The organism is Allobosea sp., assembly GCF_017308075.1.
Classification (GTDB): Bacteria; Pseudomonadota; Alphaproteobacteria; order Rhizobiales; family Beijerinckiaceae; genus Allobosea.
In genome coordinates this window covers 75,264-91,116 of sequence record NZ_JAFKFX010000032.1, presented here as the reverse complement: position 1 = coordinate 91,116, position 15,853 = coordinate 75,264, and the positions used below count along the sequence as shown (strand labels likewise).

Below are 15,853 nucleotides of genomic sequence, written 5' to 3'. Positions count from 1 at the left end.
AACGTAAATTTGCACGCGGAACGCCCGCGTCTTTTGTCGACTCGGCGTCATCGCACTGTTATGAGCCGCTCCAATTTGAACCGCCCCGCGGGCGGCCATTCCCGTCTGCGTTTCTGGTGCGCTCGGTATGAATTCCTCGATCAAAGTCGTCGCCGGCAACTCCAACCGGCCGCTTGCGGAGGCGATCTGCGCCTCGCTCGGTATCCCGCTCGCCAAGGCTTCCGTACGGCGCTTCGCCGACATGGAGGTCTTCGTCGAGATCCAGGAGAACGTCCGTGGTCAGGATGTCTTCGTCATCCAGTCGACCTCGTTCCCGACCAATGACCACCTGATGGAGCTGCTGATCATCACCGACGCCCTGCGCCGCTCCTCGGCCCGGCGCATCACGGCGGTGATCCCCTATTTCGGCTATGCACGGCAGGATCGGCGCGCCTCGGGCCGCACCCCGATCTCGGCCAAGCTCGTCGCCAATCTGATCACCCATGCCGGCGTCGACCGGGTGCTGACGCTCGACCTGCATGCCGGCCAGATCCAGGGCTTCTTCGATATCCCGACCGACAACCTGTTCGGCGCCCCGCTGATGGCGCGCGACATCAAGGACCGGCTCGACTGGAAGAACGCCATGGTCGTCTCGCCGGATGTCGGCGGCGTCGTGCGCGCCCGCGCCCTCGCCAAGCGCATCGATGCGCCGCTCGCCATCGTCGACAAGCGGCGCGACCGGCCGGGCGAGTCGGAGGTGATGAACATCATCGGCACGGTCGCCGGCCGTTCCTGCATCCTGCTCGACGACATCGTCGATTCCGGCGGCACGCTCTGCAATGCCGCCGAGGCGCTGCTCGAACAGGGCGCTAAGGACGTCTACGCCTACATCACCCATGGCGTGCTCTCCGGCGGCGCCGTGGCGCGCATCGCCAATTCCAAGCTCAAGGAGCTGGTGATCACCGATTCGATCATGCCGACCGAAGCGGTGAAGGTCGCGCGCAACATCCGCGTCATCTCCATCGCCAATCTGATGGGCGAGGCGATCGAACGCACCGCGAGCGAGACCAGCGTCTCCAGCCTGTTCGACTGAACGGCAGAGCGCCCCTTTGAAGTCATGGCCCGGAAACGCAGCGTCATCCCAGGCGACCGAAGGTCGACCCGGGACAACGCTGCGGCCGTGACGACTGGAATGCCATGAGCAATTCCCGCGCCCTCGTCCTCTTCTCGGGCGGCCAGGATTCGACCGTCGCCCTCGCCTGGGCGCTGGAGCGTTTCGCCGCCGTCGAGACGGTCGGCTTCGACTACGGCCAGCGCCATCGCATCGAGCTGGAAGCCCGGCTGACGATCAGAGACAAGCTGCCCGCGCTCGACGAAACCTATGCCGAGCGCCTCGGCCCCGATCATCTGCTCGACCTGACGACGCTGGGCAGGATCTCTGACACCGCCCTGACCAGCGAGAGCGAGATCGCCTTCGCCGAGAACGGCTTGCCGACGACCTTCGTGCCCGGCCGCAACCTGATCTTCCTCTCCTTCGCCGCCGCCCTCGCCTATCGCCGCGATTGCCGGCACATCGTGCTCGGCGTCTGCGAAACCGACTATTCCGGCTATCCCGACTGCCGCGACGACACCATCAAGGCGATGCAGGTCGCGCTCGGCCTCGGGCTCGACCGCAGGCTGGTGCTGCATACGCCCCTGATGTGGCGCGACAAGGCCCAGACCTTCGCGCTCGCGCGCCGGCTCGGCGGCCAGGCCCTGCTCGACCTGGTGGTCGAGGACAGCCATAGCTGCTATCTCGGCGACCGGAGCAGACGGCACGCTTGGGGCTATGGCTGCGGCCACTGCCCCGCCTGCGATTTGCGCTCAAGGGGGTTCGCGGCTTATCAGACGGCTCCAGACGACAGCGGACCGAGTTATGACGACTGACCGGCAACGGCGCATCGAAGGGCTGATCGCCCTCGTTTTCTTCGGGCTGAGCATTCCGGCGGCGAATTGGCTGATCGGCAATGCCGGCACCGTCTGCGTGCCGAACGGGCCCTGCCTGGTGCCGGTCGCCCCCGGCGTCATGGCGCCGAGCGGCGTCCTGATGGTCGGGCTCGCGCTCGTGCTGCGCGACATCGTCCAGCGTCGGCTGGGCGCGAAGGCGGCGCTGATCGCGATAGCCGTAGGCGCCCTGCTCTCCGGGCTGCTCGCGCCGCCGGCCATCGTCATTGCCTCGATGGCGGCCTTCCTGCTGTCGGAGCTGACCGACTTCGCCGTCTACACGCCGCTTCAGCGCCGCAACTTCGTAGCGGCGGTAGCCGCATCCGGCGTCATCGGCCTGGTCGTCGACAGCATCGTCTTCCTGCAGCTGGCCTTCGGCAGCCTCGATTTCATCGGCGGTCAGATCATCGGCAAGGCCTGGATGGTGCTGCTGGCTCTGCCGCTGATGCACTGGCTGCGCCGGCGCGACGAACGGCTTGGCCTGGCACCGGCCTGAGCGCATTTTTCCGACAATTCGAGGCAACGACGCAACCAGAGGTTCATGCCCTTGCGGCATGATCGCCAAATCGTGCTCGTCGCTGCCCCGAGGCTTGTTTGGACTCCGTCGAACGTCTCCAGTCCCTGCAGAATGCAACCCTGGAGGCGATCGCGCGCGGCGAGCAGCTGGCGGCTATCATGCTGTCGCTGTGCCTACGGGTCGAAGCCATCGCCCCCGACATCGTCTGCTCCGTCGTCGCCGCCGATGCCGAGCGGAGGCTGCAGCCGCTGGCCGCGCCGAGCCTGCCTGCGAGCTATTCCGACGCACTTCGGGGTGCTCCGTCCGGACCACGGGCCGGCTCCTGCGGAACCGCGATCCATCGCGGCTGCGCCGTCGAGGTCACGGACATCGCGACCGATCCACTCTGGCAGGGCTATGAGCATCTCGTGCTGCCGCTTGGCCTGCGCGCCTGCTGGTCGAGCCCGATCAAGGCCCGCGACGGCCGCGTGGTCGGCAGCTTCGCCTTCTACTACCGCAGCAGGCGCGGCCCGGACGCGCTGGAGCGCCGGATCGTCGCGACCTGCGTCCATCTCTGCGCCATCGCGATCGAGCATGACGAGGTCAGGGCGCGCAATCATCAGCTCGCCTATTTCGACAGCCTGACCGGCCTGCCGAACCGGGCGCAGTTCAACGACGCCATCGCCCGCATGACCGCCAGCGCCGAACCGCGCTTTGCCCTGCTGCTGATCGACATCGACCATCTCAAGGCGGTCAACGACACGATGGGGCACGCCACCGGCGACCGGCTGATCGAGACGGTCGCGGCCAGGTTGGCGAAGATCGCCGGCACCGCCTTCCGCATCGGCGGCGACGAGTTCGCCGTGCTGCTGCCGGATTGCGGCCAGACTGCGCAGCTCCGCTCGGCCGCCAACGGCATTCTCGCCGCCATGCCGGCGCCTTTCGACTACGACGGCAACACCATCATCCCGAGCGTCACCATCGGCGCCGCCCTGGCGGGAGCCGACGGCTCTGACAGCGTCACCCTGCGCCAGAACGCCGATTTCGCGCTCTATCACGCCAAGGAGACGCGGCGCGGCCGCTATGTCCGCTTCAAATACGGGCTGCGCACCACGATGATGCGGCGCGTCCAGATCGTCCAGGCGGTCGGCGACGCCCTTGCCGGCGGGCGCGTCCTGCCACATTACCAGCCGGTCGTCCGCCTCGACACCGGGCAGGTCTCAGGCGTCGAGGCGCTGGCCCGGATGCGGCTCGACGATGGCCGCATCGTCGCCGCCGGCGAGTTCCATGAGGCGATGCTCGATCCCAAGATCGCCTACCGGATCTCGGGCCAGATGCTCGCGGCGGTCACGGCCGACATGGCCAACTGGCGGCGCGCCGGGCTCGATCTGCGCCATGTCGGCATCAATTTCACGACGGCGGACTTCCAGAAGGGCGACCTCGTCCAGCGCATCACCCGCGCCTGCGAGCGCGCCCAGCTGCCACTCGACAACCTCGTCGTCGAGATCACCGAACAGGTCATCATGGGTGGCCGGCGCGACGGCGTGGCCCGCACCATGGAAGCGCTGCGCGAGCGCGGCATCCAGGTCGCGCTCGACGATTTCGGTACCGGCTTCGCCTCGCTGACGCATCTGCTCGACTTCCCGGTCGACATCATCAAGATCGACCGTTCCTTCATCGGCGGCATCGAGGCGGGGGCGCGCAGCAGCGTCATCGTCGAAGCACTGGTCGGCATCGCCAACCGGCTCGGCGTCAAGATCGTCGCGGAGGGTATCGAGACGTCCGAGCAGTTCGCACGCCTGCGCGCCATGGGCTGTGACCTCGGCCAGGGCTACCTCTTCTCCCGGGCCGTTGCCGCCGAGGACGTGCCCGACCTCATCCGCGAGCTGTGCCCGCGCAAGCCGGCGCCGCGGAGTCCGACGCACGCCGCGACGGCTGCCTGAGCCGGAAGGGGTTGAGATCATCCGGTATTTCGCCTATGAGCCTGCCTGCGCTCCACTGACACCCTTGGAGGCAGGAGCGCGAACCGAGACGGCCGCCATCAGGCGGCCTTGTCATTTACAAAGCAAGGACTAGATCCATGACCGCTGTGAAGCAGATTCAGGCTTCGGCGCGCGCTCAGGTCGGCAAGGGGGCCGCCCGGGCAGTTCGTCGCCAGGGCCTCACCCCCGCCGTCATTTACGGCGCCGGCGAAGCCCCTCAGGCCATCGCGCTCAATGCCAACCAGACCCGCCTGATGATCTATGCGGGCCACTTCCTGACCACGCTGCTCGAGATCGACGTCGACGGCAAGAAGACCCGCGTCATCCCGCGCGACTATCAGCTCGACCCGGTCCGCGACACCCCGCTGCATGTCGACTTCCTGCGCGTCGCCACCGGCCAGACCATCAAGGTTCAGGTCCCCGTGCACGTCGTCGGCCAGGAGGACAGCCCCGGCCTGAAGAACGGCGGGACCATGCAGATCGTCGAGCACACCGTCGAGATCGACGTCGCTCCCGAGAGCATCCCGGACTTCCTCGAAGTCTCGGTAGCTGGCCTCGAGGTCGGCGACACCCTCCACAGCAACGACATCAAGCTGCCGGCCGGCGTCTCGCTGACCTCGCGTGACAACCTCACGCTGGTCACGATCGTGCCGCCGACGGTCGATGCCGAGGCGGAAGCGGCTGCCGAGACGGAAGCCGCCAAGGCCTGATCGGGCCCCTTTCGCCATACGGGGCGACTACCGTCAGACGGCCGGGCTCGCCCGGCCGTTTTCTTTTGGCAGATGCTGGAGAGCAGGAATGCTGATCTTCGCCGGCCTCGGCAATCCGGGCACGCGCTATGCGCGCAACCGCCACAATATCGGCTTCATGGCGGTCGACGAGATCGCCCGTGCCTGCCGCGCCGCGCCCTGGCGCGTGCGCTTCCAGGGCCAGGCCAGCGAAGCCACGATCGGCAACGAAAAGGTCCTGCTGCTCAAGCCGCAGACCTATATGAACGAGTCCGGCCGGGCCATCGGCGAGGCGGCGCGCTTCTACAAGGTCGCGCCGGCCGACGTAATCGTCTTCCATGACGAGCTCGACCTTGCGCCGGCCAAGCTGCGGATCAAGCTCGGCGGCGGCAATGCCGGGCATAACGGGCTGCGCTCGACCACGGCCGCGATTGGAAACGAGTATCGCCGCGTGCGCATGGGCATCGGCCATCCCGGCGACAAGGCCCTCGTCCACGCCTATGTGCTGAACGATTTCGGCAAGGCGGAGGAGCCCTGGGTCGAGGATCTCTGCTCAGCCTGCGCCGACAATGCCGCCCTGCTCGCCGCCCATGACGATACCGGCTTCCAGAACAAGGTCCATCTCTTCATGGAGGCACGCGGCCATGGCGCGGTAAAGCGCCTCGGCGAGAAAGCCGACTGAGCGGGGGCGGGCGCTGCCGGGAGCTTTCGACACCCAGAGCGCCACGCCATGCAGTTTCACACCGGCCACCTTCCGGCCTGCCATCTTGTGTTTTTGCCGCCGGGCACCAATAACGCCCCTGAGAAACCAATAATTCGACAGCAGCCGCCGGAGCGCGGCCGCCACTGACGAGCGAGCGAAAATGGGCTTCAAATGCGGTATCGTCGGCCTGCCGAATGTCGGCAAGTCGACCCTGTTCAACGCGCTGACGCAGACCGCGGCGGCCCAGGCGGCGAACTATCCCTTCTGCACGATCGAACCGAATGTCGGCGATGTCGCGGTGCCCGATGACCGGCTTGAGAAGCTCGCCGCCATCGCCGGCTCGAAGGAGATCATCCCGACCCGGCTGACCTTCGTCGACATCGCCGGGCTGGTCCGCGGCGCTTCGCGCGGCGAAGGCCTCGGCAACCAGTTCCTCGCCAATATCCGCGAATGCGACGCCATCGCCCATGTCGTGCGCTGTTTCGAGGATGGCGACATCACCCATGTCGAAGGCAAGATCTCGCCGATCGACGATATCGAGACCATCGAGACCGAGCTGATGCTGGCCGACCTCGAAAGCCTCGAGAAGCGCGTGCAGCCGCTGGAGAAGAAGGCCAAGTCCGGCGACAAGGAGGCCAAGGAAGCGGCGGAGCTGATGAACCGCTGCCTCGCTTTGCTGCGTGACGGCAAGCCGGCGAGGCTGGTTCAGGTCGCCGCCGAGGAGCGCAAGGCCTTCGCCATGCTCGGCCTGCTCTCCTCCAAGCCCGTGCTCTATGTCTGCAATGTCGAGGAGGCGAGCGCCGACAAGGGCAATGCCTTCTCCGAGCTGGTCAAGGCGCGCGCCGCCGAGGAAGGCGCGGTCGCCGTCGTCGTCTCCGCCAAGATCGAGAGCGAGATCGCGGTGCTGCCGCAGGCCGACCAGAAGGACTATCTCGACGCGGTCGGCCTCGAGGAGCCCGGCCTCAACCGGGTGATCCGGGCCGGCTACGCCCTGCTCAACCTCGTCACCTATTTCACCGTCGGCCCCAAGGAGGCCCGCGCCTGGACGATCGAGGACGGCACCAAGGGCCCGGCTGCCGCCGGCGTCATCCATACCGATTTCGAGAAGGGCTATATCCGGGCCGAGACCATCGCCTTTGACGACTACATCGCCCACAAGGGCGAGGCAGGCGCGCGTGAGGCCGGCAAGTTCCGGCTCGAAGGCAAGGAATATGTCGTCGCCGACGGCGACGTGCTGCATTTCCGCTTCGCCAACTGAGCCCGGCGCGATGCGGTATTTCGAGGATTTCGCCGCCGGTCAGGTCATCGAGACGGAAAAGCTCGAAATCACGCAGGCCGACCTCGTCGCCTTCGCCTCGCGCTTCGACGCCCAGGACTTCCATACCGATCCGGAAGCGGCGAAAGGCAGCTTCGTCGGCGGCCTGATCGCGTCGGGCTGGCACAGCTGCGCCCTGCTGATGCGTCTGATCGCCGAAAGCTTCATCCTCGAATCGACCTCGATGGGCTCGCCCGGCATCGAGGAGGTGAAGTGGCTGCGCCCGATCCGGCCTCAGGACCGGCTCTCGGCCCGGCACACCATCCTGGAGACGCGCGAATCCCGCTCCCGGCCGGAGATGGGCCTCGTCCGCTTCCGCTGCGAACTGCTGAACCAGGACGACAAGCCCGCCCTGGAGCAGACCTATTGGATCATGTTCGGCCGCCGCGGCTCCGGCTTCGAGACGCCGGCAGGCGACTGGTTGGCGCATTCGCGCAGCTATCTCGCCCCCGGCCGGACCAGCGAGGTCGAGCCGGCTGCCGGCCCGGCGATCCCCGCCCGTTTCTTCGACGACCTCGTCCTCGACGAGAGCCACGAGCTCGGCAGCCTTGTCTTCACGCCGGACGAGATCGTCGCCTTCGCCCGTTCCTTCGACCCACAGCCCTTCCATATGGACGAGGCCGCGGCCCGCAACAGCTCCTTCGGCGCGCTCTGCGCCTCCGGCTGGCACACGGCCGCAGGCTGGATGGCGGCGATGGTCGTCCACCGCCGCCGGCAGGAGGCCGCGTTCAAGGCCGCCTTCGGAGCCGGAAGCCCGCCGCGCCTCGGCCCCTCCCCCGGCTTCAAGAATCTGCGCTGGCTGAAGCCGGTCTATGCCGGCGACCGCATCAGCTATCACTCCAGGATCGTCGACAAGCGCGCCAGCGCTTCGCGGCCGCAATGGGGCCTGTTCTTCCACCACAATACTGGCGTCAACCAAAACGGCGAGACCGTGTTCAGCTTCGAAGGCTGCGCTTTCGTCGAGCGCCGCAGCTGATCAGCTGGCGGCGCGCCTCGGGCCGAGCGGCCCGCCCGCCGTCTCGATCCGGTCACGGCCATTGCGCTTGGCCGCATAGAGCGCCTCGTCGGCCTGGGCGTGCAGGCCGGTACCGTCGAGCGGCCCCTGCCCGGCTCCGAGCCCGATCGAGACCGTCACCGCCGTCAGCTCGGGATGCAGCTTCTGCCAGCACACCTGGTCGAGCGCGCGGCGAATGGCTCCGGCGATGTCATGCGCGGCCTCCAGGCGCTGTCCGGCGAGCAGAACACCGAATTCCTCACCGCCGATCCGCGCCACCAGCGCCGAGACCGGGGCGACCTGGTCGGCGACGACCTTCGCGATCATCCGCAGGCAGGCATCTCCGACCAGATGGCCGAAACGGTCATTGATCGACTTGAAGTGGTCGGCATCGATCATCATCAGCGAGACCGGCTGCGCCAGCGCGACCGCCTCCGCCAAGCGCGCGACGAAACGGCGCCGGTTGGCAAGCCCCGTCAACCCATCCGTCTCGGCCAGCTCCGCCAGCGCGGCATTGGCCCGGCGCAGTGCCTCCTGGGCCTCCAGCAGTTCCATCTGCTGGCGCTTGGCGACGGTGATGTCGGCATGGGTGAAGAAACTGAGGCCGCCGGCGCTGTGCCGTGCGATCAGCCTGAGCCAGCGCTGGCCCGGCAGCTCGATCTCGAAGGGCACCCCGTCATAACGCAGCCCGTTGCTGATGGCGGCGCGCCAGGCACCGACCGGCGGGAAGCCCGACCAGCAGCGGACAATGATCTCGTCGAGCTTGCGCCCCACCACCGCCGCGCCGCGCGGCAGGCCGTAGAGGCGGCGGAACGCATTGTTGGCCGCGATGATCCGCTCATTCGCATCGAGGATCGTCGCGCCATCGGGAATGAAGGGCAGCGCGTCGATCAGCGGCAGCGTCATCTCGGGCGCCGTCTCGGCCTGGCTGTCAACATCGAGTCGCTGCCACAGGCGCACGCGCCCGCCATCCGGCGCCTGCAGCGAGGCGGCGCGCAGGCGCCGCCCGTTATGGATGAACTCGAAAGGTTGCGTCTGATTCTCGTGGCGCGCGACCCCTTCCGCCACATGCCGGTCGATATCCGGCAGCTCCTCGGGCGGCAGACGGCGCCGGTAGAAGCGCAGCAGATTGTCGGCATAGGGTTCGCCGACATAGATCTCGCCCTCATCCTCTGGGAAGAACTGCAGGAAGGTGCCGTTCCAGCCTAGAGCCCGCATATCGGCATCGTATTCGCAGGCCCCGATACCGAGGGCGTCGAGCGAATCGAGCAGATAGCGCGAGAGCTTCATGCCCCTTGATTAGAGAAGAGGCCTTAACAAGCAGTAAGATGCGCCCTTAAGATCATCCGACCTTTCCGTAACCCGCGAACTTCGCCGAGACCCGCTCCATCTCGGCCGCATCGAGGATCACCGGTTCGAGCCCGGACGCGAGCAGGTCGAGATATTGCCCCGCGAGGTTCTCGACCTCGGCGACGATGGTGTGGGCGCCAGCAAGGCTGCCACCGAGCGCGATCACCCCGTGATTGGCGAGCAGCACCGCCTTGCGGCCCTCCAGCCCCTTCACCGCATTAGCCGCCAGTTCAGGCGTGCCGAAGGTGGCGTATTCGGCGCAGCGCACATCGGCCCCGCCGCAGAGCGCGATCATGTAATGGAAGGCCGGAATGCCGCGACGAGCGCTGGCGAGCGCGGTCGCGCGCGGCGAATGCGTATGAACGATCGCCTGCGCATCCGGGCGCGCCTTGTAGATCTCGGTATGGAACGGCCATTCCGAGGAGGGCTTGCCCGCTCCGGAGAGCACGGTACCGTCCAGCGTCAAATGGAGCAGATCCTGCGGCTTGGTCTTCGCATAGGGCAGACCAGACGGCGTGATCAGCAGCCCGCCTTCGAAGCGGGCCGAGACATTGCCCGATTTCGACGGGCAGAATCCGGCACGGTCGATCGCCTGCGCCACCTCGACGATCCCTTGGCGAAGTTCGATCTCGGTCATTTCACGCGCTCCTGCGCCAATTCGGGGAAAAGCCGGCTCAGCCCCTCGAAGCTCGCCGGCGCGACGCCGCGCTCGGTGACGAGGCCGGTGACGAGCCGGGCCGGCGTAACGTCGAAGGCCGGGTTGGCCGCCGGGCTACCCGGCGCCGTGACCTGGAAGAGCCCCGGACGGCCATCGGCGCCCAGTCCGCGCAGATGCGTGACCTCGCCGGCCGCGCGTTCCTCGATCGGGATCTCGGCGAGCCCGTCGCTGAGCGACCAGTCGATCGTCGGCGAGGGCAGCGCGACATAGAACGGCACGCCGTTGTCATGCGCGGCCAGCGCCTTGAGATAGGTGCCGATCTTGTTGGCGACATCGCCGGTCGCCGTCGTCCGGTCGGTGCCGACGATCACCATATCGACCTCGCCATGCTGCATCAGATGGCCGCCGGCATTATCGGAGATCACCGTATGCGGCACGCCATGCGCTCCAAGCTCATAGGCGCTCAGCGCCGCGCCCTGATTGCGCGGCCGTGTCTCGTCGACCCAGACATGCACCGGGATGCCCGCATCATGCGCGAGATAGATCGGCGCCAGCGCCGTGCCCCAGTCGACGGTGGCGAGCCAGCCGGCATTGCAATGCGTCAGGATATTGGTCCGCTCGCCAGCCGGCTTGCCGGCAGCGATGGCGCGGATCAGCCCGAGGCCATGCTCGCCGATGGCACGGCAGAGCGCGACGTCCTCGTCGCAGATCGCTGCGGCCTCGGCATAGGCGGCCGCGACCCGCTCCGTCTCCGGCAGGTCGATCAGCCGCGTCCGCATCCGCGCCAGCGCCCAGTGCAGGTTGACCGCGGTCGGACGCGTCGCCCCCAGCAAAGCGAGCGCCTGTTCCAGCGCGGCATCTGAGCTATCGCCCCGCAGGGCGAGCGCCACACCATAGGCGGCGGTCGCACCGATCAGCGGGGCGCCCCGCACGATCATGTCGCGGATCGCTGCAGCCGCCTCCTCGACCTGCGTCAGCCGGACCGTCTCGAAGCTGAAAGGCAGCCTGGTCTGGTCGATGACCACGACGCTCCAGCCATCCTCGCCCAGCCAGATCGTGCGATAGGCTTTTCCAGCGATCTTCATGCCCGCCTCAGTGCCCTTCGAAGGAGACCAGTGTGCGCACCGGCACGCCGAGACGGCGGACCTTGTCGGCACCGCCGAGATCCGGCAGGTCGACGATGAAGCAGGCGGCCACGACCTCTGCTCCCAGCGAGGAGAGCAGCTTGACCGCGCCCTCCGCCGTGCCGCCGGTCGCGACGAGATCGTCGACGAGCAGCACGCGCTCGCCCGGCCGGACCGCGTCCTTGTGGACCTCGATCTCGTCGCTGCCATACTCCAGCGAATAGGGCATGCTCACGGTCTGGTGCGGCAGCTTGCCCTTCTTGCGCACCGGCACGAAGCCGGCCGAGAGCTGGTGCGCCACCGCTCCGCCGAGAATGAAGCCGCGCGCCTCGATGCCGGCGATCTTGGCGATCTTCAGCCCGGCGAAGGGCTGCACCAACTCGTCGACCGCCCGCCGGAAGGCGCGCGCATCACCGAGCAGCGTTGTAATGTCTCGGAACAGGATTCCCGGCCTGGGATAGTCGGGTATGGTCCGGATCGCGTTCTTGAGATCGGCAAAAAGGGTCCGGTCCATCGGGTCTTCCATCGGCTGCGCTGCCTCCTCTTAGAGCAGGAGGCGAAGCGGTGGGAACCTGTTTCCGCATGAGCCCCGCCCTGCTCGTCCGTGTGAGACGAATCCGGCCGCGCGTGCACCTGAGGCAGGCGGAACTCAGCCGAGCGGCCGCAGCACCCGCCCCGCCACGGCATCGAGCTTGGCGAGCAAAGCGGGGTCGCGGAACGCCGGCGCCGTGATCAGAGCGAAGTCGAGCGCCTTGTCCGAGCCGACGGGACAGGGCTGACGTTCGGCCGGAAAATCCGCGGCGAGCCGCGCCACCAGCCGGCGCGCCTTGTCGGCGTTCTCGTGCAGCACCGCGATCACCGAGGCGACGTCGACCGCGCCGTGCTCCTCGTGCCAGCAATCGTAATCGGTCACCATCGCGACGGTCGCATAGGTGATCTCGGCCTCGCGGGCGAGCTTGGCCTCGGGCATCGCCGTCATGCCGATCAGATCGTAGCCGAGGCCTTTATAGGTCAGCGATTCCGCATAGGTCGAGAATTGCGGGCCTTCCATGGTGACGAGCGTGCCGCCATCGACGAAAGGCAGCGCCTCGGCTCGCGCCGCATCGGCTATCCGCTGGCGCAGCGCCGGGCCGACGGGATGCGCCAGCGAGACATGGGCGACGCAGCCCCGGCCGAAGAACGAGTTCTGACGTCCGGCCGTGCGGTCGACGAACTGGTCGACCAGCACGAACAGGCCGGGATAGAGCTCGGCCTTGTAGGAGCCGCAGGCCGAGAGCGAAACCAGATCGGTGACGCCGGCGCGCTTCAGCACATCGATATTGGCGCGGTAATTGATCTCGGAGGGCGGGATCGCATGGCCGCGGCCATGGCGCGGCAGGAAGACGATCCTCGTCTCTCCCATCCGCCCGATGCGGAGCACGTCGGAAGGCTCGCCCCAGGGGCTGTCGATGCGCTCCTCGCGCAGATCGGTCAGCCCCGGCAGGTCGTAAATGCCCGACCCACCGATGATTCCCAGAACCGCTTCAGCCATGTCCACTCTCCGATGCTTGCCGGATAAGGATCGAGATTCGTGACAGCCGCAACACGGTGGCGCGTTCGAGCAAACGCGTCGTCCCGGGCGGTGGAGCCGCGCCGTCATTCCGGGCGCGCCGCTTCGCGGCGCTCAGAAATGACCGAAGCCCCCAATAACAAAAAGGGCCCCGTCGCCGGGGCCCTTTTCAACTCAGGTCTCGCTCAGTGCGACGAGGCGTGCTCGGGCAGGCGCGACCAGACCTTCTTCTTGGTGTAGTAGAGCAGGCCCGCGAAGATGATCAGGAACAGCATGACCTGCATGCCGATGCGCTTACGCGCCTCGAGATGCGGCTCGGCCGTCCAGACCAGGAAGGCCGAGACGTCCTTGGCGTATTGCGCCACCGTCTCCGGCACCTGCGGCTTGCCGTCCGGCCCCTTCGGATACTCGACCTGGCCGTCATTGAGCGGCTGCGGCATCGCGATCAGATGGCCGGGCATATAGGTGTTGAAGTACTGGCCCGGCAGCAGTGGCGCGTGGCCGGCCGGCGGCTCGGTATAGCCCCGCAGCAGCGCCGTGATGTAGTCCGGCCCCTGCTCCTGGTACTGCGTGAAGATGTCGAAGACGAACCAGGGGAAGCCGCGCTCATAGGTACGCGCCTTGGCCAGGACCGAGAGGTCCGGCGGAAAGGCGCCGCCGCTCGCGGCGCGGGCCGCCTGCTCGTTCGGGAAGGGCGCCGGGAAGGCGTCCGCCGCCCGGCCGGGCCGCTCGAACATCTCGCCCGCATCGTTCGGGCCGTCCTTGATCTGGTAGGTCTGGGCCAGCGCCGCGACCTGCGATGCGGTGAAGCCCGGGCCGCCCGGCTGCGACAGGTTGCGGAACCGGATCAGGTTCATCGAGTGGCAGCTGGCGCAGACTTCCTTGACGACCTTGAAGCCGCGCTGGAGCTGGGCCTGATCGAACCTGCCGAAGGGACCGGAGAAGGACCAGGTCTCGGCCGGCGGCTTGATGCGGTCGCCGGCGCCGAAGGCCGGGCCGGCCAGCGCCATGACGGCGAGGCCAGCTGCGATCGTGAGACGGAAAGGGATCATGCGCATGGTCTCATCAACCCTTGGCGTTCGGTTCGGAGGCGGTGGCGGCACCGAGGCGCGCGCCGGAGCCACTCTTGATGTTTTCCAGCACCGAGTCCGCGATGGAAGCCGGCAGGGGCCGCGGCCGCTCGAAGATGCCGATCAGAGCCAGCGCGACGAAGTAGCCGAAATAGAGCACGGTGAAGATCTGCGAGGCGATGACGTAGCCGCCTTCCGCCGGCATGGCGCCGAGATAGCCGAGCGCGATGCAGACCACGAGGAACGCCCAGAAGAACTGACGGGCGATCGGACGATAGGTCATCGACTTGATCTTCGAGGTGTCGATCCAGGGCAGGAAGGCGAGGACGACGATGGCCGCACCCATGGCGAGAACGCCGCCGAGCTTGTCCGGGATGGCGCGCAGGATCGCGTAGAAGGGCAGGAAATACCATTCCGGCACGATGTGGGCAGGCGTCGCCGCCGGGTTCGCCGGGATGTAGTTGTCGGCGTGCCCCATGAAGTTCGGCTGGTAGAACACGAAATAGGCGAACACGAAGATGAAGCAGACCATGCCGAACAGGTCCTTGATCGTCGCGTAGGGCGTGAACGGCACCGTGTCCTTGGCGACGTTCTTCACCTCGACACCGGTCGGGTTGTTCTGGCCGACATGGTGCAGCGCCCAGACGTGCAGGATCACCACGCCGAAGATCATGAACGGCAGGAGATAGTGCAGCGAGAAGAAGCGGTTCAGCGTCGGGTTGTCGACCGAGTAGCCGCCCCACAGGAAGGTGACGATCGTCTCGCCGATCACCGGCAGGGCCGAGAACAGGTTGGTGATGACGGTCGCGCCCCAGAAGGACATCTGGCCCCAGGGCAGGACGTAGCCCATGAAGGCGGTGGCCATCATCAGCAGGAAGATCACGACGCCGAGGATCCAGAGGACCTCGCGCGGCGCCTTGTACGAGCCGTAATAGAGACCACGGAAGATGTGGATGTAGACGGCGACGAAGAACATCGAGGCGCCGTTGGAGTGCAGGTAGCGCAGCAGCCAGCCATAGTTCACGTCGCGCATGATGTGCTCGACGGAGTTGAAGGCCATGCTGGCATGCGGGGTGTAGTGCATCACCAGGATGATGCCGGTGACGATCTGCGCCACCAGCATGAACATCAGGATGCCGCCGAAGGTCCAGAGATAGTTGAGGTTGCGCGGCACCGGATAGGACACCGCCGAATCGTGCATCAGCCGCACGATCGGCAGGCGCGCGTCGAGCCAACGCTCGATACCCGTCTTCGGTTGATAGGTGCTGTGACCGCTCATGCTGCTTGCCTCAAGCTCTCTCAAATCCGCTGAATGCCGTCCTCGCCCGATTACGCAGGCTCAGCCGATCCTGATCTTGGCGTCCGCCGTGAATGCGTAGGGCGGGACCGGAAGATTGAGCGGCGCAGGCCCCTTCCGGATGCGGCCCGACGAATCGTAATGCGAGCCGTGGCAGGGGCAGAACCAGCCATCGTAATCGCCCTTGTTGTCGCCGGGCGCATTGCCGAGCGGCACGCAGCCGAGATGGGTGCAGTTGCCGTAGACCACGAGGAACTGCTCATGGCCTTCCTTGACCCGGGCCTGGTCGGTCTGCGGATCGGGCAGGGTCGCGACGTTGACCGCGCGCGCCTCGTCGATCTCCTTCTTGGTGCGGTGACGCACGAAGATCAGCTTGCCGCGCCAGAACAGCTTGATCGCCTGGCCTTCCGCGATCGGCGAAAGGTCGAGGTCGATAGGTGCGCCGGCGGCGACAGTCTGCGCGTCGGGGGCGAGCTGGCTGATCAGCGGCACCAGCACGGCGCCGGCTCCAACAATGCCTGCAGCCCCGGTCGCCAGCATCAGGAAGTCGCGGCGGGTGGTCTCGGTGCCTGTCGTCTCGGTCGCGTGCGCCACGATCCAGTTCCCTACTCGGCCGCCGGCCCTG

General features: G+C 67.0%; 16 protein-coding genes. 8 read left to right on the top strand and 8 right to left on the bottom strand.

The features are described 5' to 3' along the window. The first annotated feature begins 127 nt into the window (after positions 1 to 127). From J0J10_RS15075 to J0J10_RS15040, 8 genes are all read left to right on the top strand, one after another. Entirely contained in the window at positions 128 to 1,072 is a 945-nt protein-coding gene (locus tag J0J10_RS15075) for a ribose-phosphate pyrophosphokinase (protein ID WP_291633336.1), read from the top strand. Positions 1,073 to 1,176: 104 nt separating this feature from the next. Further along, on the top strand, positions 1,177 to 1,905 hold the full coding sequence (queC, locus tag J0J10_RS15070) for a 7-cyano-7-deazaguanine synthase QueC (protein ID WP_291647261.1): 729 nt from the start codon (positions 1,177 to 1,179) through the stop codon (positions 1,903 to 1,905). After that, on the top strand, positions 1,895 to 2,458 hold the full coding sequence (locus J0J10_RS15065) for a VUT family protein (protein WP_291633332.1): 564 nt from the start codon (positions 1,895 to 1,897) through the stop codon (positions 2,456 to 2,458). The genes queC and J0J10_RS15065 overlap by 11 nt, the downstream gene beginning before the upstream one ends. A 98-nt stretch (positions 2,459 to 2,556) precedes the next feature. Next, on the top strand, positions 2,557 to 4,401 hold the full coding sequence (locus J0J10_RS15060) for a putative bifunctional diguanylate cyclase/phosphodiesterase (protein WP_291647260.1): 1,845 nt from the start codon (positions 2,557 to 2,559) through the stop codon (positions 4,399 to 4,401). A gap of 137 nt (positions 4,402 to 4,538) precedes the next feature. Continuing rightward, on the top strand, positions 4,539 to 5,150 hold the full coding sequence (locus J0J10_RS15055; RefSeq protein WP_291647259.1) for a 50S ribosomal protein L25/general stress protein Ctc: 612 nt from the start codon (positions 4,539 to 4,541) through the stop codon (positions 5,148 to 5,150). Between the two features lie 88 nt (positions 5,151 to 5,238). After that, a complete protein-coding gene (gene pth, locus J0J10_RS15050) occupies positions 5,239 to 5,850 on the top strand; it encodes an aminoacyl-tRNA hydrolase (protein ID WP_291647258.1) in 612 nt (203 codons plus the stop codon). Positions 5,851 to 6,031: 181 nt separating this feature from the next. After that, entirely contained in the window at positions 6,032 to 7,129 is a 1,098-nt protein-coding gene (gene ychF / locus J0J10_RS15045; RefSeq protein WP_291633324.1) for a redox-regulated ATPase YchF, read from the top strand. A 10-nt stretch (positions 7,130 to 7,139) separates the two neighbouring features. After that, on the top strand, positions 7,140 to 8,162 hold the full coding sequence (locus J0J10_RS15040; RefSeq protein ID WP_291647257.1) for a MaoC family dehydratase: 1,023 nt from the start codon (positions 7,140 to 7,142) through the stop codon (positions 8,160 to 8,162). On the opposite strand, the gene J0J10_RS15035 is transcribed toward J0J10_RS15040, so the two are convergent. The 8 genes from J0J10_RS15035 to petA all read right to left on the bottom strand — a co-directional run bounded on the left by J0J10_RS15035 (position 8,163) and on the right by petA (position 15,822). After that, positions 8,163 to 9,470, bottom strand: coding sequence for a GGDEF domain-containing protein (locus tag J0J10_RS15035; RefSeq protein ID WP_291647256.1), 1,308 nt, complete (start codon positions 9,468 to 9,470; stop codon positions 8,163 to 8,165). Between the two features lie 52 nt (positions 9,471 to 9,522). Beyond that, the gene (locus J0J10_RS15030; RefSeq protein WP_291647255.1) at positions 9,523 to 10,167 is read right to left on the bottom strand and encodes a class II aldolase/adducin family protein; all 645 of its coding nucleotides are present in this window, start codon (positions 10,165 to 10,167) and stop codon (positions 9,523 to 9,525) included. After that, positions 10,164 to 11,273 carry an S-methyl-5-thioribose-1-phosphate isomerase gene (mtnA, locus tag J0J10_RS15025; RefSeq protein ID WP_291647254.1) on the bottom strand — a complete coding sequence of 370 codons (1,110 nt, stop codon included), beginning with the start codon at positions 11,271 to 11,273 and terminating at the stop codon, positions 10,164 to 10,166. Before mtnA ends, J0J10_RS15030 begins: the two co-directional genes overlap by 4 nt. A gap of 7 nt (positions 11,274 to 11,280) precedes the next feature. After that, positions 11,281 to 11,826 carry an adenine phosphoribosyltransferase gene (locus J0J10_RS15020; RefSeq protein ID WP_291633313.1) on the bottom strand — a complete coding sequence of 182 codons (546 nt, stop codon included), beginning with the start codon at positions 11,824 to 11,826 and terminating at the stop codon, positions 11,281 to 11,283. Between the two features lie 135 nt (positions 11,827 to 11,961). Then, positions 11,962 to 12,843: an S-methyl-5'-thioadenosine phosphorylase gene (locus tag J0J10_RS15015; RefSeq protein ID WP_291647253.1), complete on the bottom strand. Its 882-nt coding sequence runs from the start codon at positions 12,841 to 12,843 to the stop codon at positions 11,962 to 11,964. 203 nt (positions 12,844 to 13,046) lie between these two features. After that, entirely contained in the window at positions 13,047 to 13,913 is an 867-nt protein-coding gene (locus J0J10_RS15010) for a cytochrome c1 (RefSeq protein ID WP_291633309.1), read from the bottom strand. A 13-nt stretch (positions 13,914 to 13,926) separates the two neighbouring features. Continuing rightward, the gene (locus J0J10_RS15005) at positions 13,927 to 15,210 is read right to left on the bottom strand and encodes a cytochrome b (RefSeq protein ID WP_291633307.1); all 1,284 of its coding nucleotides are present in this window, start codon (positions 15,208 to 15,210) and stop codon (positions 13,927 to 13,929) included. Positions 15,211 to 15,270: 60 nt separating this feature from the next. Next, on the bottom strand, positions 15,271 to 15,822 hold the full coding sequence (petA, locus tag J0J10_RS15000; RefSeq protein ID WP_291633305.1) for a ubiquinol-cytochrome c reductase iron-sulfur subunit: 552 nt from the start codon (positions 15,820 to 15,822) through the stop codon (positions 15,271 to 15,273). Between the last annotated feature and the right edge of the window lie 31 nt (positions 15,823 to 15,853).

What these genes read in the sequence shown, in the direction of transcription:
- queC (WP_291647261.1), top strand. Translation starts at nt 1,177, where the DNA reads ATGAGCAATTCCCGCGCCCTCGTCCTCTTCTCGGGCGGCCAGGATTCG.
- J0J10_RS15035 (WP_291647256.1), bottom strand. Translation starts at nt 9,470, where the DNA reads ATGAAGCTCTCGCGCTATCTGCTCGATTCGCTCGACGCCCTCGGTATC.
- J0J10_RS15015 (WP_291647253.1), bottom strand. Translation starts at nt 12,843, where the DNA reads ATGGCTGAAGCGGTTCTGGGAATCATCGGTGGGTCGGGCATTTACGAC.
- J0J10_RS15065 (WP_291633332.1), top strand. Translation starts at nt 1,895, where the DNA reads ATGACGACTGACCGGCAACGGCGCATCGAAGGGCTGATCGCCCTCGTT.
- J0J10_RS15030 (WP_291647255.1), bottom strand. Translation starts at nt 10,167, where the DNA reads ATGACCGAGATCGAACTTCGCCAAGGGATCGTCGAGGTGGCGCAGGCG.
- J0J10_RS15020 (WP_291633313.1), bottom strand. Translation starts at nt 11,826, where the DNA reads ATGGACCGGACCCTTTTTGCCGATCTCAAGAACGCGATCCGGACCATA.
- ychF (WP_291633324.1), top strand. Translation starts at nt 6,032, where the DNA reads ATGGGCTTCAAATGCGGTATCGTCGGCCTGCCGAATGTCGGCAAGTCG.
- J0J10_RS15055 (WP_291647259.1), top strand. Translation starts at nt 4,539, where the DNA reads ATGACCGCTGTGAAGCAGATTCAGGCTTCGGCGCGCGCTCAGGTCGGC.
- pth (WP_291647258.1), top strand. Translation starts at nt 5,239, where the DNA reads ATGCTGATCTTCGCCGGCCTCGGCAATCCGGGCACGCGCTATGCGCGC.
- J0J10_RS15075 (WP_291633336.1), top strand. Translation starts at nt 128, where the DNA reads ATGAATTCCTCGATCAAAGTCGTCGCCGGCAACTCCAACCGGCCGCTT.
- J0J10_RS15005 (WP_291633307.1), bottom strand. Translation starts at nt 15,210, where the DNA reads ATGAGCGGTCACAGCACCTATCAACCGAAGACGGGTATCGAGCGTTGG.
- J0J10_RS15010 (WP_291633309.1), bottom strand. Translation starts at nt 13,913, where the DNA reads ATGATCCCTTTCCGTCTCACGATCGCAGCTGGCCTCGCCGTCATGGCG.
- mtnA (WP_291647254.1), bottom strand. Translation starts at nt 11,273, where the DNA reads ATGAAGATCGCTGGAAAAGCCTATCGCACGATCTGGCTGGGCGAGGAT.
- J0J10_RS15040 (WP_291647257.1), top strand. Translation starts at nt 7,140, where the DNA reads ATGCGGTATTTCGAGGATTTCGCCGCCGGTCAGGTCATCGAGACGGAA.